The organism is Actinomadura sp. GTD37, assembly GCF_041951365.1.
In the GTDB taxonomy this organism is placed as follows: Bacteria; Actinomycetota; Actinomycetes; order Streptosporangiales; family Streptosporangiaceae; genus Spirillospora.
In genome coordinates this window covers 54,603-77,164 of the sequence record NZ_JBGNUS010000010.1, presented here as the reverse complement: position 1 = coordinate 77,164, position 22,562 = coordinate 54,603, and the positions used below count along the sequence as shown (strand labels likewise).

The window sequence follows — 22,562 nt, the reverse complement described above, 5'->3', positions numbered from 1 at the left end:
GGCGTTCAAAACGAACCACTACGAAACGGTCAAGCGCCGGGTCCGGCGCGCGAGGGCGGGATCAGCCCCCCGGCGGGCGGAGGCAGAGCAGCCGCCCGACCCGCCGGTCGTCGCCGAAACCGGCGTTCCTGAGCAGCGCCAGGCCACGCGGGTCGCGGCGCCACGCGCACGCCACGTCCACGCCGGTGCGCCGCAGCGCCGCGGTGACCGCGGCCTGCGCCGGCTTCGGGCCGTACCGCAGGCGGACGGCGTCGGTGAGCACCTGCCGGTCGTCGACGGCCTGCGCGGGGAGGGGCAGCATGTGCAGGTAGTGGCCGTTCGGGTTCACCGCGTGCGTCCGGGCGGTCAGCAGGGGCACGACCCGCATGTAGCCGGTCGGCATCAGGACGAGGGAGTCCGGCCCCGCGAAGCCCACCACGTTGCGGGCCGTCCCGACGGCCTGCGCCGACACCTTCCACGCCGGGCGGGACGCGACGATCGATCCGTTGGCGTTCGACCACACCGGCGTCCCGCCCGCCACGATCGCCGTGACGAGGACGGCGGCGGGCGCGGCGGCCGCGAGGGCGGGCACGGGGCCCGCCCGGCCCGGCATCGGGATCCGCACCGCGGCGAGCAGCCCGATCAGGACGGGCGCGGGCACGAGCCACATCGTCCGCCAGAGCACCTGGCCGGCGCCCGTCAGGCGGGCGGCCGTCTCCAGGACGCCGGGCAGCAGCAGGACGGTCAGCGTCCCCGCGACGCCCGCGACGATCAGCGCGGGGACGCCGCGGCGGGCCGTCCAGGGCCCGAGCCACAGCGCGCAGCCCGCGAGCACGCCCGGCGCCGACTGCAGCAGGACCCACCGCCAGCCGCCGGCCGCGTCGTGGACCCTCCCGGCCACGCTCGTGTCGTCGTGGAACAGCACGACCACGAGACCGCACGCGATCGGATAGGCCGCCGCCGCGCACGCGCCCGCGGCCGCCCGGAACCGCCCGGCGGCGGCGAAAGCGGCGGCCGCGGCGCCCGCGACCAGCGGCACGACGAACGCGGCGGACGAGGTGAGCCCCGCCGCGGCGACTCCGGCCGCGGCGAGCAGCGCGAGGTCCGCGCGGGACCGCCGCTCGGCCCACCGGGTCAGGTAGACGAAGAGGAGCGGGAGCAGCACCGACACCAGCACGGCCTTGCCCTGCCACAGGCGCGGGAGGTGGAAGGAGCCGAACGACGCCGCGCTCGTCCCCGTCCACAGCAGGTAGACCGCCGCCACCGCGAAGCAGAGGGGGGCGCGGCGCGGCGCCCAGGCCCGGACGAGCCGCCACAGCGCCCAGATCGCCAGGAACGAGGCCGGCGGCAGGACCACGTACCAGACGAACGACGCGGCGGGGACGCCGAGCAGGCGCGCGACGGCCCCGGCGAGGACCTCGATGGAGGCCACCGGCGGCTCGCCCGCGATCGGGCCCGACGTCCCGGGAGTGAAGACGACGTCCTTCAGCGGGATCCGGCCGGTCGCCGCCGCGGCCACCGAGCGCGAGACGAAGTAGGCGTCGTCTCCGTCGGAGTTGACGATGAACAGCGACGCGACGGCGAACCCGGCGCCGGTCAGCAGCGCCAGCGGAGTCCCCCAGCGGGTCTCGTCCCGGCCGGCGCCCGCCGCGGCCGCGCCCGGCCCGTCGCCGGCGGTCCGGGCACCGCTCCCCGTCCGGCGCAGGATCCAGGCGGCGGACGCGGCGGCGCTCACGATCCCCGGCGCCCACGCGCACCACCACGGGACGCCCGAGTCGTGCAGGCCCGCGCAGGCGCCCGCCGCGACGCCCGCGACGATCGCCACCGCGGCGAGGGCGCGCGGGGCGGTCCGCGTCCGCGGCGGGCCCGGGGGCGGCGGGCCGGTCCACCAGCCGCGCCGGGCGGCGCACAGGGCGGCGAGCGCACAGGCGCTGAGCAGCCACATCGCGAGCAGGACCGAGGTGGGCGGCCGGATCAGCAGGCCGAGATGGTAGATCACGGTCCAGGCCGCGAACGACACGACGATGCCGTCGGTGACGCCGTCCACGAGCCGGGTCGTCCGTGTGGAGCCCGGTGGGCCTCCGCCGCGCGAGACGATCGAGCGGTCCAGCAGCTGCACCATCCGGTTCCCCCTTGTGCGTGCATGCGCGCGCCTGCCGCGGATGCGCCCTGCCGGCGGGGGACCGGGAGCGGCCGGGCGCGGAGCCCTGCGGCGATCTTGTTTATATGCGACGCCGCAACCGGCCAAGGAGTTGACAGCCGAACCCGGGTGAGGCAGAGAAGATCGCTGAACGGGGTCATTAATGCAGATTTACTGCGCTATACCCGTTTCGCATGCTGTCATGGGGGCGCTACCGGAATCATGCGCGCCCAGTGGCGGGCGCGTGCGAATGGATGTGATGCGCGGTGCGCCATGCGTTCGGCTTCGTCCTGGGCGTCCTGCTGACACCCGCGCTGGTCTACGGCGCGGCCTGGGGGTACGTGCAGGCCGGCCAGTCCTTCGACGGCACCGGGCAGGAGATCACCGACCGGACCCGCATCTACGGCGCGTTCGCCCTGCTCGCCGCGGTCGGGCTGGTGATGGGCGTGATCATCCTCGCGCGGTGGGCCTCGCCGCTGGTCTCGCTGGTGCCCGCGCTGGCGCTGCTCGGCTGCACCGCCTGGTTCCTGGTCGACCCCGGCCGCGTCCTCGACCTGCCCGGCAAGGTGCCGCCGGCGGGCGACATGGACGCCGGGCTGCGCATGCTGCTCGGCACCGGCCTGTACGCGATGATGGGCCTCGCCCTGCTGATGCCGGCGTGGGCGCCGCGGCGCTGGAGCTCCCGGCGCGACGACGACGCCCCCGACATGGACTTCTACTCCGCCATGGAGCGCGACGGCAGGCACGCCGACCGGCGGATGCGCTGACGGGCCGGGCCTCCGCGCGAGGGACCCGGCCCGCCCTCCGGCGGCGCCGCTCAGGACCGCCCCACCCAGGTCAGGACTGCTTCGCCTTGGTCACGAACTGGGTCGTGTAGGTCTTCGACAGGTCGATCCGGTCCTTCTGCTCGCCCACCTCGGGGGAGAACTGCGCCAGCACCTTCAGGACGTTCTCCGCCGCGTCCGGCTTCATGACGCCGTCCCCGTTGAACATGCTGATCGAGTCGCCGACCGCCTTCTCGTACAGCTTCGGGTCGCCGCCCGCGTAGTCCGCCGGCATCTTCGCCGCGATCTCCGCGGGCTCGTGCCGCTCGATCCAGCCGAGCGTCTTCACGAACGCGTTGGCGAGCTTCTGCACGGTCGCCGGGTGCGACCGCACGTACGCGCAGTCCATGTACAGCGAGCTGGACGGGTAGAGCCCGCCGAGGGCCGCGCGGGTGCCCTCCTCCGTCCGCATCTCGACCATGACCTCGGCCTTGCCGGTGCTGAGCAGCTTGGCGATGGTGGGGTCGGTCGTCATGCCCGCGTCGATGCCGCCGTTGTCCAGCGTGGAGATGAACGTCTGGCCCGCGCCCGCCTTCACCGTCGTGTAGTCGGACGTCTTCACGCCGTTCCGGACGGCGAGCGCCCGGGTGAGGAAGTCGGTGGACGACCCCGGGCTGGTGACGCCGAGCTTCTTGCCCTTGAACCCGGCCGGAGACGACAGCCTGCCCGCCTTCGACGCCGCCACCATCTCGGCCTCGCCGGGGACGTCGGCCATCTGCACCACGCTCTCCACGCACTTGCCCTTGGTCTGCAGGTGGATCGAGTGGTCGTAGAACCCGACGACGCCCTGCACGTCCCCCGAGATGAGGACGTTCTCGGCCTGCGCGCCCGCGGGCTCGGTGAGCAGCTGGACGTCGAGCCCCTGCTCCTTGAAGTAGCCGAGCCGCTCGGTCAGCTCGGCCGGCAGGTAGATCACCTTGTCGATCCCGCCGACCATGATCTTGACGGTGCCGCCGGAGCCGCCGTCCCCGCCGCCCCGCGAGTCGCGGCAGGCGGACAGGGACGCCAGGGCGGCGAGGGCGGCGAGCGCGGCGGCGCTCGCCCGGACGGCGGTGCTGGGCCTGCTGGTGGGCCGGCTGATGGGCATGGCGGTTCTCCTGACGGGGGTTTCAGATCTGGACGTCGTGGCCGGACACGGCGGGGCGCCAGCGCAGCAGCCGGCCCTCCAGCAGCGTGAGCAGCCACTCGGCGAGCAGGGCCAGCACCGTGATGATGATCATCCCGGCGTAGATCCCGGCCGAGTCGAAGGTGCCCTGGGAGTGGTTGATGAGCAGGCCGAGGCCCTTGTCGGCGCCGGTGTACTCGCCGACGATCGCGCCGATGATGGCGAATCCGAACGCCGAGTGCAGGGAGGCGAGGATCCACGAGGTGGCGCTCGGCACCACGATCGTCCACAGCACCTGGAGCCGGCCCGCGCCGAGGATCCGCGCGTTGTTCACCAGGTTCCGGTCGACCTCGCGGGCGCCCTGGAAGGCGTTGAAGAACACCGCGAAGAACACCAGCACGAACGCCGTCGCGATCTTGGACTGCATGCCGAGGCCGAACCAGATGATGAACAGCGAGGCCAGGATGATGCGCGGGATCGCGTTGACGGCCTTGATGAACGGCGCGCACACGTCCGACAGGAACCGGCTGCGGCCGAGCACGATGCCGAGGACCACGCCGCCGGCCGCGCCGAGCGCGAAGCCCGCGACGGCCTCCTGCAGCGTGACGGAGATCTGCTCCCAGATCGAGCCCTGCGAGGTGCCGTCGGTGAACCACCCGGCGAGCCGCTCCCAGATCTTCGACGGCATCGAGTAGTAGAACGGGTCGATCCAGTGCCGGGCGGCCAGCTCCCACGAGCCGAGCCACGCCGCGACGAGCGCGAACCGGACGGCGTTGATCCCGAGGGCGCGGCGCAGCCCGGCGGTCCGCGCCCGCGCGATGGCGGCCAGCTCGCGGTGGTCGCCCGCCCCGGCCGCCGTCCCCGCCGCCGGCGGCCTCTCGGCGAGTCCCGCGTCACGCGGCATGGCCGGCCCCTCTCTCCCGGGTGATCTGGACCTCTTCGCGCAGCGAGTCCCACACCTCGCGGTAGATGTCGAGGAACGCGCCGGTGAGGCGGACCTCCTCGGCGTCGCGCGGCCGGTCGAGCGGCACGTCGAACGTGGCCTTGACGGTGGCGGGGCCCGCGGTCATCACCACGACGCGGTCGGACAGGACGAGCGCCTCCTCCAGGTCGTGGGTGACGAACACGACGGCGGCCCCCGACCCCGACCACAGGCGCAGCAGCTCGTCCTGCATGAGGCCGCGGGTCTGGACGTCGAGCGCGGAGAACGGCTCGTCCATCAGCAGCACCGACGGCTCGTTCACCAGGGTCTGCGCGAGCGCGACGCGCTTGCGCATGCCGCCGGACAGCTGATGCGGGTAGTAGCCCTCGAAGCCCGCGAGGCCGACCCGCGCGACCCAGTCGCGGGCGCGGTCGCGGGCCGCGCGGCGGGACGCGCCCCGGTAGCGGGGCCCGGCGGCGACGTTGTCCAGGACGGACCGCCACGGCAGGACGGCGTCGTTCTGGAACATGTAGCCGACGCCCTCGGGGATGCCGTCCACCGGCCTGCCGTGGACGAGGACGCGCCCCTCGGACGCCGGTTCGAGGCCGGACACCAGGGACAGGGTGGTCGACTTGCCGCAGCCGGTGGGGCCGACCACGGCGACGAACTCGCCGGGACCCACGCACATGTGCAGGTCCCGGACGGCCGTGTGCACGCCGCCGGCCGACCGGAAGCGCTTGGCGGCGCCGTCCAGCTCGATGACGGGCCCGCCGGGGGGCCGCTCGGGGCTCTCTTCTTCGGACTCTGCTCGTTCGGACTCTGCTCGTTCGGACTCTGCTCGTTCGGACTCTGCTCGTTCGGACACGGCCGCAACGTACGAATCCGCGCACGTCACCGGAACCCTTGCCCGCGATGTGCTCGCAAGCCGCGAATCCCCGCGTTGCGTGCGTTACCGGGGCTTCTGCTCGTTGTGCTCGCGGGGGGCTGGGCGGCCGGGACGGCATCGATTACGGTGACACGTCATGTCCGTCCGGCCCCGCATCTCCTTCGCCCGGCAGGTCCTGATCCTCCAGGTCGGCGTGGTCGTCGTGGTGGCCGTCCTCGGATACGGGCTGGTCGCCTGGATGCTGGACGGCCGGCTGCGCGACCAGTACGGCCAGCGGGCCCTCAGCGTCGCGCGGGCCGTCGCCGTCGACCCGGAGATCCGGGACGCGGTCGCGGCGGGCGACCCCGGGCGCCTGGTCCAGGACCGGGCCGAGCGGATCCGCGTGCGGACGGGGGCGCTGTTCGTCGTGGTCACCGACAACCGCGGCATGCGGCTGTCCCACCCCAACCCGGACCGCCTCGGCGAGCGGGTGAGCACCGACCCGTCCGACGCGCTCGCCGGGCGGGAGGTCGTCCGGGTGGAGCAGGGCACGCTCGGCCTGTCCGCGCGCGGCAAGGTGCCCCTCTACGGGCGGGACGGGGGCGTGCTCGGCGAGGTCAGCGTCGGGTTCGACGCCCGCGCGATCGACCGGGAGCTCGGGCACGTGCTGCGCGAGACGTCGCTGTTCGTCGCCGGCGCCGTCCTGCTCGGCGTGGCGGCGTCCGCGGCGATCGGGCGGCGGCTGAAGCGGCAGACGCTCGGCCTCGAACCGTACGAGCTGGTCGAGCTGGTCCACGAGCGGGAGGCGGTGCTGCACGGCGTCGGCGAGGGCGTCGTGGCCGTCGACTCCGCCGGGCGGATCGCGGTGTGCAACGACGAGGCGGCCCGGCTGCTCGCCGTCACGCCCGAGCGGGGCGCGCCCGCCGGCGACCTCGCCCCCGCGGGGACGCTGCGGGACGTCCTGACCGGCGAGCGCGAGGCCGCGAACCTGTTCGTCACGGCGGGGGAGCGGGTGCTCGTCGTCAACCGGCGGGAGGTGCGCCGCGACCGCCGCGACCTCGGCGCCGTCATCACGCTGCGCGACCGCACCGACCTGGAGACGCTCGCCCGCGAGCTGGACTCGGTCAGCACGCTCTTCGACGCGCTGCGCGCGCAGCGGCACGAGTACGCCAACCGGCTGCACACGCTGTCCGGGCTGCTCCAGCTCGGGCACAGCGAGGAGGCCGCCGACTACATCGGGACGCTGATGGAGGACGCCGCCCACCGCGCCCCCGCGCCCGACACCCTGCCCGACCCGCTGTCGGACCCCTACCTGCGCGCGTTCCTGTCGGCCAAGTCCGCCGTCGCGGCGGAGAAGGGCGTGCGGCTCGACATCGGGCCGGGCAGCTTCGTGCCGGGCCGCGTCGTCGACCCCCTCGACGTGACGACCGTCGTCGGCAACCTGGCCGACAACGCCGTGGAGGCCGCGCGGCTCGGCCGCCGGCGGCCCGCCCGCGTCGAGGTCGAGCTGCTCGGCGACGGGCGCGACCTGCACATCACCGTCACCGACTCCGGCGACGGCCTGCCGGACGGGTTCGGCGACGCCGTGTTCGACGACGGCGTCTCCACCCGCGACACCCTCGCCGGCCGGTCGCGCGGGCTGGGCCTCGGCCTGGCGCGCCGCACCGCCCGCGCCCGCGGCGGCGACGTGACGTTCGTGGACGCCGGGTCGTGCGGCCCGGGCGGGGCGGGGGCCGTGGCGGTCGCCCGCATCCCCGGCGTGCTGGGCGCGGAGGCCGTGCGATGAACGGGCGGGACGATCGACGGGGCGGGGCGATGGACGGGGCCGTGCGATGAGCGGGGCGGACGAGCGGGGCGGGGCGGTGATCGACGTCCTCGTGGTGGACGACGACTTCCGGGTCGCGCAGGTGCACGCGAAGTTCGTGGCGGCGCTGCGCGGCTTCGCCGTCGCCGGGGTCGCGCAGACCGCCGCGCAGGCCCGGTCCATGGCCGCCGAGCTGGCGCCCGCCCTCGTCCTGCTGGACGTCTACCTGCCGGACGCCTCGGGCCTGTCCCTGCTGCCCGAACTGGACGCCGACGTCATCATGGCCACGGCGGCGGCCGACGCCGGCATCGTGCGGGAGGCGCTGCGGCACGGCGCCCTGCACTACCTGATCAAGCCGTTCACCGCCGCCGCGCTGAACGCGCGGCTCGCCGCCTACGCCCGCTACCGGGCGGCGCTGTCCGGCGGCGGCGAGCTGTCGCAGGCCGTGGTGGACGGCGCGGTCCGCGCCCTGCACGCGCCGCTGCACGACCGGCCGGCCCCGCCCAAGGGGCAGTCGCCGGTGACGGCGCGGCTGGTCGGCGACGCGCTGCGGCGGGCGGAGGCGCCCCGCTCCGCCGCGGAGATCGCCGACGAGGTCGGCGTCTCGCGCGCCACCGCCCAGCGCTACCTGGCCGCGCTCGCCCAGGCCGGCCGGGTCGTGGTGACGCTCCGCTACGGCGCCACCGGGCGCCCGGAGCACCAGTACGCGTGGTCGCCCCGGTAGAGCCCGGCGAGGACCTCCTCGATCCCGGACTCGCGGAGCGCGATGTCGCGGACCTCGTGGGCGCGCGCCAGCTCGGCGATGACCGCCGCCGCGTTCGCCGACCGCGGCAGCCGCAGCCACTGCCGCGGCCCCTCCACCCGCTCGGCCCCGATCCCGTCCACGGTGATCGGCGGGCCAGGCCGGGCCAGCTCGACGACCAGCAGCCGGTCGGCGTCCACGGTGCGGCGCAGCTCGTCCAGCCCGCCGTCGTAGGCGAGCCGCCCATGGTCGATGATCATGACGCGGCGGCAGAGCCGCTCGATGTCGCCGAGGTCGTGCGTGGTGAGCAGGATCGTGGTGCCGCGCTCGGCGTTGATGCGCTCCAGGAAGTCGCGGACGGTCGCCTTGCTCACCACGTCGAGGCCGATCGTCGGCTCGTCCAGGACGAGCAGCTCCGGATCGTGCAGCAGCGCGGCGGCGAGGTCGCCGCGCATCCGCTGGCCGAGGCTGAGCTGCCGGACCGGGGTGTCCAGGAACGGCTCCAGCTCCAGCAGGGCCGTCAGCTCCGCGAGCCGCGCCCGGTGCGCCGCCGCCTCCACCCGGTACAGGCGCCGGACGAGGGCGAGGCTGTCGCGCAGCGGCAGGTCCCACCACAGGGTGGTCCGCTGCCCGAACACCACGCCGAGCCTGCGCGCGAGCGTGGTGCGCCGCCGCGACGGGTCCAGCCCGCAGACCCGCAGCGTGCCGGACGACGCGGTGAGGATCCCGGTCAGCATCTTGATCGTCGTGGACTTCCCGGCCCCGTTCGGGCCGAGGTACCCGACGAACTCGCCCGGCTCGACGGCGAACGACACGCCGTCCACCGCGCGCACGGCCGTGCGGGACCGCCGCAGGCCGCCCGAGCGCGCCCGGACGGTGAACGACTTGACGACGTCCTCGGCCTCGATCATCGGCACCGGCCTCAGCTCCCTGTCGATCGGTAGCGCCGCAGGCCCGCCCGCCACGCGACGGCGCCCAGCCCGCACACGAGCACGGCGACCGCCGGGGACGCGAACCGCGCCGGCTCCGGCAGCCCGAGCGGGTCGGGACGGTCCAGGACGTACAGCGCGGGCTGCCAGTTGACGAACGCCAGCGGCACGACGAACGTCACCCCGCGCACGAAGTCGCGGGCGAACATGGTCATCGGGTACTGGGTGAGGAACGCGCCGCCGTAGGTCATCGACTTGCCCGCGCCGTGGCTGTCGACGAGCACGAACTGCACCGCGCCGGTCAGCACCCACAGCCCGCCGAAGATCGCCGTCCCGGACGCGACCATGGCCGGGACCATCGCGGCCCGGCCCGGCGTCCACGCCACGTCCACCCTCGTCAGCGCGTACGCGAGGACGAGCACGGCGGGGACGAGCTTGCCGAACCGCCGGGGCGAGAACTCCTCCGTCGCGATCTGCACCAGCGGGCTCACCGGCCGTACCAGCATGGCGTCCAGCGTTCCCTGCCGGACGTGGTGGCCGAGCCGCTCGGTGGTGCCGAGCAGGATGTCGGAGATCCCGAACGCCAGCGCGGACGTCCCGTACAGGAACAGGACCTCGGGCGCCGCGAACCCGGCGATGCGCGGGGCGTGCGCGAACAGCAGCACGATCGCGGCGACGTCCAGCCCCGTGACGATCGCCGTGGCGAGCGCCAGCAGCACCATCGACACCGGGTACTGCGCCGCCGCCCGGATCCACGCCCACGCGAGCACGCCGTACACGCGCACGGTGCCGGTCACCACGGGTTCAGCCACCGTGCACCACCAGCTTGCGGCGCGCCGCCCGGGTCAGCAGCGCCCCGGCCCCGAGCAGGAGCACCGCCCACATCGCCTGGAAGCCCAGCGCGCCGAGGAGCCCGGCGCCGGTGTGCCGGCCGAGGAACACGTCCGCCGGCACCTGGATCTGCGCCGCCCACGGCAGCGCGTGCGCGACGGCGCCGAGCCGCCCGGGGAAGACGACCAGCGGCAGGATCATCCCGGAGAAGAACAGCGACATCACGAGCATGACCGCGGTGAGGCCGCGGTCGTCGTGCAGCCAGAACATCCCGAGCGCCACCAGGTACCGCAGCCCGAAGCCCACCGTCACCGCGAGGACCGCCGCCGCCGCGAAGGCGGCGAGGCCCGCCGGGCCGGGCGTGCGGAACGGGAAGACCAGGGCGCCGGCCAGCAGCGGCGGGCCCCCGCGCAGCAGCAGGGAGCCGGCCGCGCGGCCGAGGTCGTCGGCCAGCCACCAGCCCTGCAGCCCGACCGGGCGGTACAGGTCGATCGCGACGTCGCCGTTGCGGATGCGCTCGGTGAGGTCCAGCCCGCCGAAGACCTGCACCGGCCCGATCAGCGCCTGGGTGATGAAGCAGAAGGTGACGGCGTCGGCGGCGTCGTACCCGCCGAGCGACGGCCGGACGTCCCACAGCGCCAGCAGGACGTAGGCGCGCATGAAGCCGAACATGGTGTTGGTCACGGACTCGGTCAGCGAGCCGAGCGGATACGCGGTGTGCCGCCGGAAGCCGTACCACCACACCCACGGAAGAGCGCCCACTTGCCGAAAGCCTAGGGCGGCGGAGGGCTGCCCACCACGTAATCCGCCACAGAACCGGGCCCCGGCGGATCGCGCCGCGGCCCGGTCGCGCGGTTCCGGGCGGTTCAGTCCTGCGGGATGTCGGGCTTGACGGGGGAGTAGAGCCAGTCGTCGAAGAACGTGCTCAGGTCCTGGCCGGCGATCCGCTGCGCGAGGGCGGTGAACTGGCCGGTCCGGGCGTTGCCGTGCTTGTGGGTGGCGTACCACGTCCGCAGCAGGGTGAGGAAGGCGTCGTCGCCCATCTTCTCCCGGAGGAACTGCAGCATCATGCCGCCGCCGTTGTAGACGCGGTCGTTGAACATCGTGTCGCGCTGCGGGTCGGCCGTCAGCACCGACCAGAAGGGCCGGCCCTCGCGGTCGGGGAACGGGCGGGCGGCGTAGGTCGCGCGGGCCGCGTCGTGGACGGTCCGTCCGCCGTGGAGCTCGGTGTAGTACCAGGCGGCCCAGGTGGCGAAGCTCTCGTTCAGCCAGACGTCCTTCCACTGCGCCGGCGAGACCGCGTCGCCGAACCACTGGTGCGCCAGCTCGTGGGCGATCGTCCCGGTGCTGCGCACCGCGGAGTACACGGGCTTGCTCTGCGTCTCCAGCGAGAACCCGAGCGGCTGGTCGTCGAAGCGCGCGTCGTCGGCGATGGCGCCGGTACTGGCGAACGGGTACCGGCCGAAGGTCTTCGACCACAGGTCCGTGACCTCGCTGGTGGTGCCGTAGAAGAAGTCCACGGCGTCCGGCTGGTCCTTCAGCAGGACGGGGTCGACGGCGGTGTAGTTGGGGACGCCGCCGGGCGTGCGGCCCTGCTTCACGTCCCACTTGCCGATGTCGATCGTGGTGAGGTAGCTCGCCATCGGGCTGTCCTCGTGCCACCGGAACACCTCGGCGCGGGTCTTGCCCGGCCGCCGGCTGAACGAGGCGACGGCCGAGCGGTGCCCGGTGGAGCGTCCGTTGGCGACGGCCGTCAGGCCCTCCGGCACCGTGATGGTGTAGTCGTAGGTGGCCTTGTCGCTCGGGTGGTCGTTGACCGGGAACCAGGTGCTGGCGCCGTTGGGCTCGCCGCCGACGAACGCGCCGTCCGGCGTGTGCAGGAACCCGTACGGGGAGCCGAACACGATCGGGGAGCCCACGATGGTCTGGGGCACGCCGCCGTACTCGACGACCGCGGTGAAGACCGACCCCTTCCGCAGCCCGTGCCGCGGCGTGATGACCAGCTCCTGGCCGCTGCGCGTGTAGTCGGCGCGGCGCCGGTCGACCCAGATCCGCTCCACGTCCATGCCGGACAGGTCCAGGTCGAACCGGGAGAGGTTCTGCGTGGCCCGCGCGGTGATGGTCACGGTGCCGTCGAGCTGGTCGTGCTCGGGGTCGTAGCCGAGGTCGAGCGAGTAGTGCCGGACGTCGTAGCCGCCGTTGCCCTCCAGCGGGAAGTAGGGGTCGCCGACTCCGGGGGCGCCGGGGGTGAAGCGGCCGTGTCCGTCGCCGTGCCCGTCCGCGGCGGCGGCGGGCGCGAGCGCGACGACGCTCACGGCGGCGACGGCGATCGGGAGCATCCGGCCGGGGATCGCCCGGGACCGGATGAACCGGGGGTGACGCGCCATCAGGGATCCTCTCTGGGGAGTGATCAACTAGCGCGCTCACGATGCCCCGATCGGCGGGCGTTGTCGAGGTCCGTTGCCGCATGTGGCCGGTGCGGGACGGGCGCCGGGCAACCGGAAGGCCCCCGCGGGTGTAGGGACGCGGGGGCCTTCGGGGCCCAGGGGGGATCAGACCGGAGGGTCGGGCCGGCGGCGCGGCCGGCCGGGGCGGATCAGTGGAACTGGCCCTCTTCCGTGGAGCCCTTGAGCGCCGTGGTGGACGAGTCGGGCGCGATCGCGGTGCTCACCATGTCGAAGTAGCCGGTGCCGGCCTCGCGCTGGTGCTTGACCGCCGTGAAGCCCTTCTCGGCCGCGGCGAACTCGCGCTCCTGGAGGTCGACGTAGGCCGTCATGCCCTCGCGGGCGTAGGCGTGCGCCAGGTCGAACATGCCGTAGTTGAGCGCGTGGAAGCCGGCCAGCGTGATGAACTGGAACTTGAAGCCCATGTGGCCGAGCTCGCGCTGGAACTTGGCGATGGTCGCGTCGTCCAGGTGCGCCTTCCAGTTGAAGGACGGCGAGCAGTTGTAGGCCAGCATCTGGTCCGGGTACTCGGCCTTGACGGCCTCGGCGAACTTGCGGGCCAGCTCCAGGTCCGGGGTGCCGGTCTCCATCCAGATGAGGTCGGAGTGCGGCGCGTAGGCCTTGGCGCGGGCGATGCAGGGCTCGATGCCGTTGCGGACCCGGTAGAAGCCCTCGGCGGTGCGCTCGCCGGTGGTGAACTCGCGGTCGCGCTCGTCCACGTCCGTCGTGATCAGGGTCGCGGCCTCGGCGTCGGTCCGCGCGATGATCAGTGACGGCACATTGGAGATGTCCGCCGCGAGGCGGGCGGTGTTGAGGGTCTTGATGTGCTGCGAGGTCGGGATGAGGACCTTGCCGCCGAGGTGGCCGCACTTCTTCTCGGAGGCCAGCTGGTCCTCCCAGTGCACGCCCGCGGCGCCCGCGGCGATCATGCCCTTCATCAGCTCGAAGGCGTTCAGCACGCCGCCGAAGCCGGCCTCGGCGTCGGCCACGATCGGGGCGAGGAAGTGCGTGTCGCCCTCGCCCTCGGCCCACTGGACCTGGTCGGCGCGCAGCAGCGCGTTGTTGATGCGGCGGACGACGGCCGGGACCGAGTTCGCCGGGTAGATGCTCTGGTCCGGGTAGGTCTGGCCCGCCAGGTTGGCGTCGGCCGCGACCTGCCAGCCGGACAGGTAGATGGCCTTGAGGCCGGCCTTGACCTGCTGGACGGCCTGCAGCCCGGTCAGGGCGCCGAGGGAGTGGACGTAGTCCTCCTCGTGCAGGAGGTTCCACAGGCGCTCGGCGCCGAGGCGCGCGAGGGTGTGCTCCTCCTGGACCGAACCGCGGATCCGCACGACGTCCTCGGCCGTGTAGGTCCGCTCGACGCCCTTCCAGCGCTCGTCGGTGTCCCACTGTCGCTGCAGCTCTTCGGCTGCGCCCTTGAGGCGACTGTCGCTCATGATCTCGCCCTTCCGTGTCGTCCCCTGGGTGCTTGCAACGACTATGCCCCGGTCGCAACCCCTAAATGAACTCGCGAGTAACGAAAGAACTGCGAAATTTCCGGTACCATGAAGCGGTGACGACCTTGCGACCAGAAGAACCCCTCAACTTGACGAGCAATGTAGACCTCGTCACCTTCGGGCAGCGGCTCCGTCATCTGCGCCGCGGCCGCGGCCTGACGCTGTCGGAGCTCGGCGAGCGCGTCGGCCGCGCCCCCTCCCAGCTCTCCCTGCTGGAGAACGGCCGCCGCGAGCCCAAGCTGTCGCTGCTGCAGGCCCTCGCCGCCGCGCTGGAGTGCCCGGTCGAGGAGCTGCTGCGCCGCCAGCCGCCGAGCCGCCGCGCGCAGCTGGAGATCCAGTTGGAGGAGGCCCAGCGCGACCCGCTGTACGGGACGCTCGGGCTGTCGTACCTCAAAGTCGGCAAGCGGATGCCGAACGAGGTCATCGAGCACATTCTCGCCCTCTACGGGGAGCTGAAACGCAGCCGCACCAAGCCGACCGCGAGCCCCGAGGAGGCGCGCAAGGCCAACGCCGAGCTGCGCCGCCAGATGCACGAGCGCGGCAACCACTTCGCCGACATCGAGCGCGTCGCGTCCCAGACCCTCGACTCCGTCGGGTACCGGCGCGGCGCGGTGTCGCAGGGCCTGCTGATGACGCTGGTCGGCCACTTCGGGTTCAGCCTCCAGTACGTCCAGGACCTGCCGCGCTCCGTCCGGTCCGTGACCGACCTGCGCAACCGGCGGATCTACCTGGAGCGCGAGCAGCTCGGCATGCACACGCCGCGGACGATCCTGCTGCAGACCCTCGGGCACATCGCGCTCGACCACGACCAGCCGCGCGACTTCGCCGACTTCCTGCGCCAGCGCGTCGAGGCCAACTACTTCGGCGCGGCGATCCTGATGCCCGAGCGCAGCGTCGTCCCGTTCCTCCAGGAGGCCAAGGTGGCGCGCGAGCTGTCGGTCGAGGACCTCGCGGACGTCTTCTCCGTCTCCTACGAGATGGCCGCCCACCGCTTCACCAACATGGCGACCCACCATCTCGGCCTCCAGCTGCACTTCACCAAGAACGACGAGAACGGCACCATCTACAAGGCGTACGCCAACGACGGCCTGGCCTTCCCCCAGGACGAGGACGGCGCGATCGAGGGCCAGCGGATGTGCCGGGAGTGGGCCGGGCGGCACGTGTTCACCGCCGCGGACCGCTTCTCCGTCTACTACCAGTACACCGACACCCCCAAGGGGACGTACTGGTGCCTGTCCCACATCGACCCCAGCCACGAGCGCGACTTCGCGATCACGCTGGGCGTCCGGTTCGAGGACTCGCGCTGGTTCCGCGGCCGGGAGACGACCCGGCGGGTCAAGTCGGCCTGCCCGGACGGCGACTGCTGCCAGCGTCCGCCGAAGGAGCTGTCGGACCGCTGGGAGGGCATGGCCTGGCCGTCGGCGCGCGCGCACTCGCACGTCCTGTCGGTGCTGCCGCCCGGCGCGTTCCCCGGCGTGGACGAGGCCGACGTCTACGCGTTCCTGGACAAGCACGCCGCCGAATGACCGGTGTGTTGCGCCCGCGTCAACTCTTCGGGTCGGTTCGCCGGCGCCCGTCCACGGGGTGAATGATCTGGGAGGATCTGGCGTTCCCTGTAGACGAGGGACGTCCGGTCCGGGACGGCCCAGAGGGGAGGGAGAGCGCGTGCTGCCCGAGGTCGCGTCGTGGTCGAGCCGCCGCACGAGCAGGGCGGAGGACTGGCCGCCGCGCCTCCTGCTCGCCGCCAAGGGCGGCGCCAGGATCAGCGTCGTGCTCCCCGCGCGGGACGAGGAGGCCACGGTCGGCGCGATCGTCGCCGCGATCCGGACCGACCTGATGGAGCGGATCCCGCTGGTGGACGAGATCCTCGTGGTCGACTCCCGCTCCGCCGACCGGACCGCCGCCGTCGCGGCCGCCGCGGGCGCCGCCGTGGTCGCGCAGGACGCCGTCCTGCCCGGGCACGGCCGCATGTCCGGCAAGGGCGAGGCGCTGTGGAAGTCGCTGTACGCGACGTCCGGCGACCTGCTCGTGTTCGTGGACGCCGACCTGCGCGAGTTCGCCTCGTCCTACGTCTCGGGGCTGCTCGGCCCGCTGCTGACCGACCCGTCCGTCGGCTACGTCAAGGGCTGCTACGACCGCCCGCTCGTGGACGGCGAGCACCGCGTCGAGGGCGGCGGCGGCCGGGTCACCGAGCTGGTCGCCCGCCCGCTGATCAACATGCACTGGCCGCTGCTCGCCGGCGTCATGCAGCCGCTCGGCGGCGAGTACGCGGGGCGGCGCGCGCTGCTGGAGCGGCTCCCGTTCGTCACCGGCTACGGCGTGGAGCTCGGCCTGCTGCTGGACGTCTACCAGGACGCCGGGCTCGACGCGATCGCCCAGGTCGACCTCGGCCGCCGGGTGCACGCGCACCAGTCGACCGAGGCGCTCGGCGCGATGTCCGGGCAGATCATGCTGACCGCATGGTCGCGGCTGGAGCGGCACGGCCGGATGGTCCCGCTGGAGGCGCCGTCCACCGCGCTCACCCGGTTCCGGCGCACCGCCGACGGGCACGACGCCCGCACGACGGACGTCGCCGTGGGGGAGCGCCCGCCGATGATCGAGGTCCCCGGCTACGCCGCCGCGCGCTCCTTCTCCCCCGGGCGCAGGTAGCAGGCCCGGTCCGGCTGTGACTCCGCGCACGGTGTTACCCACGGTAACGCCCATTGGTGCTACCGTTGGTAACAGCGATATTGGAGAAAGGGTTGAATAATCATGACGAGCGCGGATCAGGCGCCGTTCTCGCTGGAGCCCAGTGAGGACGTTCGCGAGGTCAGGGACTGGGTGCACGAGTTCGCCAAGGACGTCATCCGGCCCGCGGCCGCGGAATGGGACGAACGCGAGGAGACCCCCTGGCCGCTGATCCAGGAGGCGTCCAAGGTCGGCATCTACTCGCTGGACTTCTTCGCGACGCAGTGGCTGGAGCCGACCGGCCTCGGCATCCCGGTGGCGTTCGAGGAGCTGTTCTGGGGCGACGCGGGCATCGCGCTGTCCATCGTGGGCACCGGCCTCGCCGCCGCGTCCGTCGCCGCCGTGGGCACCCCCGAGCAGGCCACCGAGTGGGTGCCGCAGATGTTCGGCACCCCCGACGACATCAAGCTGGGCGCGTTCTGCGCCTCCGAGCCCGACGCCGGCAGCGACGTCGGCTCGATCCGCACCCGCGCCGTCTTCGACGAGGCCAAGGACGAGTGGGTGCTGAACGGCACCAAGACGTGGGCGACCAACGGCGGCATCGCCGACGTCCACGTGGTCGTGGCGTCGGTCTACCCCGAGTTCGGCAGCCGCGGCCAGGCCAGCTTCATCGTCCCGCCGAACACGCCCGGCCTGAAGCAGGGCCAGAAGTTCAAGAAGCACGGCATCCGCGCCTCCCACACCGCCGAGGTCGTGCTCGACGACGTGCGCATCCCGTCGCACCTGATCGTCGGCGGCAAGGAGAGGTTCGACGAGCGCATCGCGCGCACCCGCGAGGGCAAGCGCTCCAAGGGCCAGGCCGCGCTGAAGACGTTCGAGACGACCCGCCCGTCCGTCGGCGCGATGGCCCTCGGCGTCGGCCGCGCCGCCTACGACTACGCCCTGGAGTACGCGCGCGAGCGCGAGCAGTTCGGCAAGAAGATCGGCGACTTCCAGGCCGTCGCCTTCAAGCTCGCCGACATGAAGACCCGGCTGGACGCCGCGCGCCTCATGGTGTGGCGCGCCGCCTGGATGGCCCGCACCGGCAAGGACTTCGAGAACGCCGAGGGCTCGATGGCCAAGCTCATCGCGAGCGAGATGTCGGTGCACGTCACCGAGGAGGCCATCCAGATCCTCGGCGGCAACGGCTACACCCGCGAGTACCCGGTGGAGCGCATGCACCGCGACTCCAAGATCTTCACGATCTTCGAGGGCACCTCGGAGATCCAGCGCCTCGTCATCGGCCGCACCGTCACCGGCCTGCCGGTCAGGTAGCGCTCGCGCGGGCGGCGGCGGCTTCCCGGCGGCCGGCGTTCCGGCACCGGCGGCGGGACGCCGTCCGCCCGCGGGGGACGGCCGCAGCCTGCGCGGAGTCCCGTGCAGGCCAGTCGGTGTTGTCGCCCGGTAACACCCTCGGTAGCGTGCTGTCCATGACGACTGCGGCCGGCAAGCCCGGTGCACGGCGCGACCCCGGCCGCCGGCGTGCGCTGCTGGAGGCCGCCGACCGGGTCATCCAGCGGGAGGGGCCGGAGGCGTCCATGGCCGCGATCGCCGCCGAGGCGGGGATCAGCAAGCCGATCCTGTACCGCCACTTCGGCGCCAAGAGCGGCCTCTACCAGGCGCTCGCCGAGCGCCATACGCGCAAGCTGATCGAGGGCATCAGGGAGGAGTTCTCCCGCGGCGACCCGATCCGCGACCGCACCCGCTCCACCATCGACACCTACCTGGCGACGATCTCCAAGAACCTCAACCTGTACCGGTTCCTGATGCACCGGGCGAGCGCCGAGGACACGGCCACGCACAGCGCGATGAGCACGATGATCCGCGACGTGAGCCGGGAGCTGGCCGAGGTGATGATCGCCGAGGCCGAGGTGCCGGACCCCACCCGCGCCTACGTGTGGGGCCACGCGATCGTCGGCATGGTGCAGACCGCCGGCGACTGGTGGCTCGACCACGCCGAGGAGGTGCCGCGCGAGGCCGTCGTGGACGGGCTCGTCGACCTCGTCCTCGGCGGCCTCCCGGCCGCGGCGTCCGGTGCCCGCGCACCCCGGCCGCCTGGCGGCCCGGCCCTTCCCTGAGGAGGCGGCCGGGCCGCGGACGCGCGCCCTCCGGAGGGGTCAGCGCAGGCCGAACTCCCAGGTGCGGCCCTCGCCGTACTCCTTCAGGATGCGGCGGGCCGTCGTCGTCACGTGCACCTCGTCCGGGCCGTCGAAGATCCGGCCGGCGCGCGCGTGCCGGTACATGTGGCCGAGCGGCGTGTCGTCGGTGAGGCCCTCGGCGCCGTGCACCTGGATCGCCCGGTCGATCACGTTGTGCAGCATCCGCGCGGCCACCACCTTGACGACGCCGATCTCCACCCGCGCCTGGTCCCCGGAGTCGATCTTGTGCGCGGCCTGCAGGGTGAGCAGCCGCGACGCCTGGATCTCGGCGTAGGAGTCGAACACGTGCTGCTGGAGGAGCTGCTTCTTGTGCAGCGGCTCGCCGAACGCCGTCCGGTCGTGCATCCGCGCGCACATCAGGTCGAACGCGCGCTGCGCCTGCCCGAGGAAGCGCATGCAGTGGAAGATGCGGCCGGGGCCGAGCCGCTCCTGCGCGATCACGAACCCGTGCCCGCGCGGCCCGAGCAGGTTCGCCTCCGGGACGCGCACCTCGTCGTACAGCACCTCGCAGTGCCCGCCGTCCAGGCCGAGGACGGGGGTGTCGCGGACGATCGTGTACCCCGGCGTGTCCGTCGGCACGAGGATCATGCTGAACGACAGGTACGGCGAGGTGCCCTCGGGCTCCGTCCGGCACATCACCGTCGTGTAGGCGGCCGTGTCGGCGAGGGTGGTGAACCACTTGCGGCCGCGGACGACCCACTCGCCGTCCTCCAGCGTCGCCGCCGTGGTCAGCTGCGTCGGGTCGGAGCTGGAGACGCCCGGTTCGGTCATCGCGAAGCTCGGGTTGATCTCCGCCTGGACGAGGGGCTTCAGGAAGCGCTCGCGCTGCGCGCCGCTCGCGTGGCGGTGCAGCATCAGCGAGTCCTGGAGCGTGTAGGTGCCGAGCGCGACCTGCCCGAACTCGCTGCGTCCCTGGACCTCGTTGACGTAGACGTAGTCGAGGAACGGCAGCCCGCCGCCGCCCAGCTCCTTCGGGTGCCCGAGCGCCCAGAGCCCCTCGGCCTTGGCCTCCCGCTGGAGGCCCGCCATCAGCGCGGCCGCCTCGTCCCCGCCCGCGCGCAGCACCCGCTCGGCGGGCTCGACGCGCTCGGTCAGGAAGGCGTGGACGGCGTCGCGCACCGGGCGCACGGACGCGGGGACGTCGAAGCTCATGATCCCTCCAGGTGACTAGAACCGCATTCTGTCCCGGAACGGGGCCGGGTGCGCAAGGGCCCGCGCGGGTCCGGGCGGACGAACGGCCCGCGGTCGGACGCTCGGGAGCGCCGGCCGCGGGCCGCCTGGACGGTGCCGGGGACGGATCAGGTGGCGCCGGTGAGGTCCAGCTCCTTGACCTTGGGGTCGCCCTCGTCGGCGAAGTAGTCGTCCGCGCGGGTGGCGTCCACGCCGTCCGCCAGCCTGGCCGCCCTGCAGACCACCGTGCCGACGACCGCGACCGCGACGTTGACGGCGAGCGCCAGCACCCCGGCGTAGATCGTCAGCTTGGTGTCGAGGCCGAGGTCGCTCAGCGGGTACGCGGAGCCGCCGAAGTGGTCCTTGCCCTTGTCCGGGTTCGGGATCCGGTACACCATCCACAGACCCGCGACCATGCCGCCGGCCCAGCCCGCGATGAGCGCGCCGCGGTGGAACCAGCGCGTCATCAGGCCGAGCCCGACCGACGGCAGCGTCTGCAGGATGATGACGCCGCCGATGAGCTGCAGGTCGATGGAGAACTGCGGGTCCAGCGCCAGGATGCACGCCACCGCGCCGGCCTTGACGACCAGCGACACCAGCTTGCTGACCGTGGCCTCCTGCTTCGCCGTCGCGTCGCGCTTCAGGTACTCCTTGTAGATGTTGCGGGTGAACAGGTTCGCCGCCGCGATCGACATGATCGCCGCCGGGACCAGCGCGCCGATGCCGACGGCCGCGAACGCCACGCCCGCGAACCAGTCCGGGAACATGTGGTCGAACAGCACCGGGACGGCGGTGTTGGTGTCGGGCTTGCCGTCGGTGGTGATCGGCTTCACGCCCGCCGCGATGGCCATGTAGCCGAGCAGCGCGATCAGGCCGAGCACGAGGCTGTAGGCGGGCAGCGCCGCCATGTTGCGCTTGATCACGTTGCGGTTCTTGCCGGCCAGCACGCCGGTGACGCTGTGCGGGTAGAGGAACAGCGCCATCGCCGAGCCGAGCGCGAGCATCGCGTAGTTCAGCTGGCCGCCGGCGGCGATGGTGATGCCGTCGCCCGCCTTCGGCGTCGCGTCGAACTTGGCCTTCGCCGAGTCGAAGATGCCGCCCCAGCCGCCGAGCTTGGACGGGATGTACAGCACCGCGACGATGATGACCAGGTAGATCAGCACGTCCTTGACGAACGCGATCAGCGCGGGCGCCCGCAGCCCCGACTGGTAGGTGTAGGCCGCGAGGATCACGAACGCGATGATGAGCGGCCAGTGGCCGTTCACGCCCATGGTCTTCAGCACGGCCTCGATGCCGACGAGCTGCAGCGCGATGTAGGGCATCGTGGCGACGATGCCGGTGATCGCGATCAGCAGCGCCAGCGTCGGCGAGCCGAACCGGGCCCGGACGAAGTCGGCCGGCGTCACGAAGCCGTGCACGTGCGACACCGACCAGAGCCGGATCAGGAACAGGAACACCAGCGGGTACACGATGATCGTGTACGGGACGGCGAAGAAGCCCGCCGCGCCCGCGCCGAACACCAGGGCCGGGACGGCCACGAAGGTGTAGGCGGTGTAGAGGTCGCCGCCGATCAGGAACCAGGTGACCCAGCTGCCGAAGCTGCGGCCGCCGAGCCCCCACTCGTCCAGGTTGTGCATGGTGTCGGGCCGCCGCCACCGGGCCGCGACGAAGCCCATCCCGCTGACCAGCAGGAAGAGCACGGTGAAGATGACGATCTCGGTCATGTGGTCGCTCGCCACGGCTCAGCCCCGCTTCCTGGTCAGCCGGTAGACGACGACCGTGCAGGCGACGCCCAGCGGGATGAAGGCGAGCTGGACCCAGTAGAAGGCGGGGAACCCCGCCAGCCGCGGGCCGTCGCTGTTGAACAGGAACGTCAGCAGCGGGAGCACGACGGGGACGACCAGCAGCCAGTTCCAGGCGCTGCGGTCGGAGCGGGTGGCGGGCGGCGGTTCCGCCGGCGCGGGTTCCTTCGGAGCATCGGGAGCCAAGGGGAGTCCTCCTCGTCGTGCGTCGCGCGCGCGGTCCGCCCGGACCGCGGGACGGGGCCGTGCCCGGTGGCGCGGCCGGGCGAGAGTACACGTCCGATGATCACAGTGTGATCTCGGTCACGGCACGACTTGGATGGATCGTTCCACCTCGGAGAGGAGCAGGTCAGGATCCGTATGACGAAATGTCAGGAAGTGGTCAGACGGTCCGGTCGGCGGCGGTCTTCGGCCCGTGCCGGACGTCGTCCGGCGGGTTCGGCTCCCGCGTCCACGCCGCGGACTCCACCAGGACGCCGTCGGGGTCCGTGAAGTGGATGGGGCGAATCGACCCCGCGCAGCTCGAACTCGCCGTTCGTCCTGGTCAGGGGAGCGCTCCGGTGCTGTGAGCAGGTCCTGCGCCCGGCCCCGTGGTAACCTCGCCGCATGCGAACCGCAGCCTCCCGGTGGTGGTGGCGCCGCTG

At 72.9% G+C, this 22,562-nt stretch carries 20 protein-coding genes; 8 read left to right on the top strand and 12 right to left on the bottom strand.

The window, feature by feature from the left end; translation table 11 throughout:
* Positions 1-61: 61 nt before the first annotated feature.
* Positions 62-2,101 carry a DUF6077 domain-containing protein gene (locus ACA511_RS35230; protein WP_375029040.1) on the bottom strand — a complete coding sequence of 680 codons (2,040 nt, stop codon included), beginning with the start codon at positions 2,099-2,101 and terminating at the stop codon, positions 62-64.
* A 284-nt stretch (positions 2,102-2,385) separates the two neighbouring features.
* Here ACA511_RS35230 and ACA511_RS35225 point away from each other — a divergent pair, with 284 nt between their 5' ends.
* Complete coding sequence (locus ACA511_RS35225) at positions 2,386-2,886, top strand: hypothetical protein (protein ID WP_375029039.1); 501 nt, start codon at positions 2,386-2,388, stop codon at positions 2,884-2,886.
* A 70-nt stretch (positions 2,887-2,956) separates the two neighbouring features.
* Here the strand turns inward: ACA511_RS35225 and ACA511_RS35220 are convergent, their stop codons facing one another.
* The 3 genes from ACA511_RS35220 to ACA511_RS35210 are packed head-to-tail and all read right to left on the bottom strand — an operon-like array spanning position 2,957 to position 5,835.
* Positions 2,957-4,030 carry an ABC transporter substrate-binding protein gene (locus ACA511_RS35220; RefSeq protein ID WP_375029038.1) on the bottom strand — a complete coding sequence of 358 codons (1,074 nt, stop codon included), beginning with the start codon at positions 4,028-4,030 and terminating at the stop codon, positions 2,957-2,959.
* 22 nt (positions 4,031-4,052) lie between these two features.
* Complete coding sequence (locus tag ACA511_RS35215; RefSeq protein WP_375029037.1) at positions 4,053-4,952, bottom strand: ABC transporter permease; 900 nt, start codon at positions 4,950-4,952, stop codon at positions 4,053-4,055.
* On the bottom strand, positions 4,942-5,835 hold the full coding sequence (locus tag ACA511_RS35210; protein ID WP_375029036.1) for an ABC transporter ATP-binding protein: 894 nt from the start codon (positions 5,833-5,835) through the stop codon (positions 4,942-4,944). The genes ACA511_RS35215 and ACA511_RS35210 overlap by 11 nt, the downstream gene beginning before the upstream one ends.
* A 157-nt stretch (positions 5,836-5,992) precedes the next feature.
* Here ACA511_RS35210 and ACA511_RS35205 point away from each other — a divergent pair, with 157 nt between their 5' ends.
* The gene (locus ACA511_RS35205) at positions 5,993-7,621 is read left to right on the top strand and encodes an ATP-binding protein (protein WP_375029035.1); all 1,629 of its coding nucleotides are present in this window, start codon (positions 5,993-5,995) and stop codon (positions 7,619-7,621) included.
* Between the two features lie 46 nt (positions 7,622-7,667).
* Positions 7,668-8,363 carry a response regulator gene (locus ACA511_RS35200; RefSeq protein WP_375029034.1) on the top strand — a complete coding sequence of 232 codons (696 nt, stop codon included), beginning with the start codon at positions 7,668-7,670 and terminating at the stop codon, positions 8,361-8,363.
* Here the strand turns inward: ACA511_RS35200 and ACA511_RS35195 are convergent.
* The 5 genes from ACA511_RS35195 to aceA all read right to left on the bottom strand — a co-directional run bounded on the left by ACA511_RS35195 (position 8,312) and on the right by aceA (position 14,021).
* Positions 8,312-9,292, bottom strand: a complete 981-nt coding sequence (locus tag ACA511_RS35195) for an ATP-binding cassette domain-containing protein (RefSeq protein WP_375029179.1) — start codon at positions 9,290-9,292, stop codon at positions 8,312-8,314. The genes ACA511_RS35200 and ACA511_RS35195 overlap by 52 nt on opposite strands.
* Positions 9,293-9,303: 11 nt before the next feature.
* Positions 9,304-10,122 (bottom strand): ABC transporter permease, encoded by an 819-nt coding sequence (locus ACA511_RS35190; protein WP_375029033.1) that lies wholly within the window; start codon positions 10,120-10,122, stop codon positions 9,304-9,306.
* The gene (locus ACA511_RS35185; protein WP_375029032.1) at positions 10,115-10,903 is read right to left on the bottom strand and encodes an ABC transporter permease; all 789 of its coding nucleotides are present in this window, start codon (positions 10,901-10,903) and stop codon (positions 10,115-10,117) included. Before ACA511_RS35185 ends, ACA511_RS35190 begins: the two co-directional genes overlap by 8 nt.
* A 104-nt stretch (positions 10,904-11,007) precedes the next feature.
* Positions 11,008-12,528: a M1 family metallopeptidase gene (locus ACA511_RS35180; protein WP_375029031.1), complete on the bottom strand. Its 1,521-nt coding sequence runs from the start codon at positions 12,526-12,528 to the stop codon at positions 11,008-11,010.
* A gap of 209 nt (positions 12,529-12,737) precedes the next feature.
* Complete coding sequence (aceA, locus tag ACA511_RS35175) at positions 12,738-14,021, bottom strand: isocitrate lyase (protein ID WP_375029030.1); 1,284 nt, start codon at positions 14,019-14,021, stop codon at positions 12,738-12,740.
* Positions 14,022-14,170: 149 nt separating this feature from the next.
* On the opposite strand from aceA, the gene ACA511_RS35170 reads away from it, so the two are divergent.
* The 4 genes from ACA511_RS35170 (at position 14,171) to ACA511_RS35155 (ending at position 18,865) form a co-directional block, all read left to right on the top strand.
* On the top strand, positions 14,171-15,607 hold the full coding sequence (locus tag ACA511_RS35170) for a helix-turn-helix domain-containing protein (protein WP_375029029.1): 1,437 nt from the start codon (positions 14,171-14,173) through the stop codon (positions 15,605-15,607).
* 139 nt (positions 15,608-15,746) lie between these two features.
* Entirely contained in the window at positions 15,747-16,730 is a 984-nt protein-coding gene (locus tag ACA511_RS35165) for a glucosyl-3-phosphoglycerate synthase (RefSeq protein WP_375029028.1), read from the top strand.
* A 102-nt stretch (positions 16,731-16,832) separates the two neighbouring features.
* Positions 16,833-18,062 carry an acyl-CoA dehydrogenase family protein gene (locus ACA511_RS35160; RefSeq protein ID WP_375029027.1) on the top strand — a complete coding sequence of 410 codons (1,230 nt, stop codon included), beginning with the start codon at positions 16,833-16,835 and terminating at the stop codon, positions 18,060-18,062.
* A 155-nt stretch (positions 18,063-18,217) separates the two neighbouring features.
* Positions 18,218-18,865, top strand: coding sequence for a TetR family transcriptional regulator (locus ACA511_RS35155; protein ID WP_375029026.1), 648 nt, complete (start codon positions 18,218-18,220; stop codon positions 18,863-18,865).
* A 39-nt stretch (positions 18,866-18,904) separates the two neighbouring features.
* On the opposite strand, the gene ACA511_RS35150 is transcribed toward ACA511_RS35155, so the two are convergent.
* The 3 genes from ACA511_RS35150 to ACA511_RS35140 all read right to left on the bottom strand — a co-directional run bounded on the left by ACA511_RS35150 (position 18,905) and on the right by ACA511_RS35140 (position 22,104).
* The gene (locus tag ACA511_RS35150; RefSeq protein ID WP_375029025.1) at positions 18,905-20,098 is read right to left on the bottom strand and encodes an acyl-CoA dehydrogenase family protein; all 1,194 of its coding nucleotides are present in this window, start codon (positions 20,096-20,098) and stop codon (positions 18,905-18,907) included.
* Between the two features lie 146 nt (positions 20,099-20,244).
* Positions 20,245-21,840: a monocarboxylate uptake permease MctP gene (gene mctP, locus ACA511_RS35145; RefSeq protein WP_375029024.1), complete on the bottom strand. Its 1,596-nt coding sequence runs from the start codon at positions 21,838-21,840 to the stop codon at positions 20,245-20,247.
* A gap of 18 nt (positions 21,841-21,858) precedes the next feature.
* Positions 21,859-22,104, bottom strand: a complete 246-nt coding sequence (locus ACA511_RS35140) for a DUF3311 domain-containing protein (RefSeq protein WP_375029023.1) — start codon at positions 22,102-22,104, stop codon at positions 21,859-21,861.
* A 182-nt stretch (positions 22,105-22,286) separates the two neighbouring features.
* Between ACA511_RS35140 and ACA511_RS35135 the strand changes: the two genes are divergently transcribed.
* Entirely contained in the window at positions 22,287-22,487 is a 201-nt protein-coding gene (locus ACA511_RS35135; protein ID WP_375029022.1) for a hypothetical protein, read from the top strand.
* Positions 22,488-22,562: the final 75 nt, after the last annotated feature.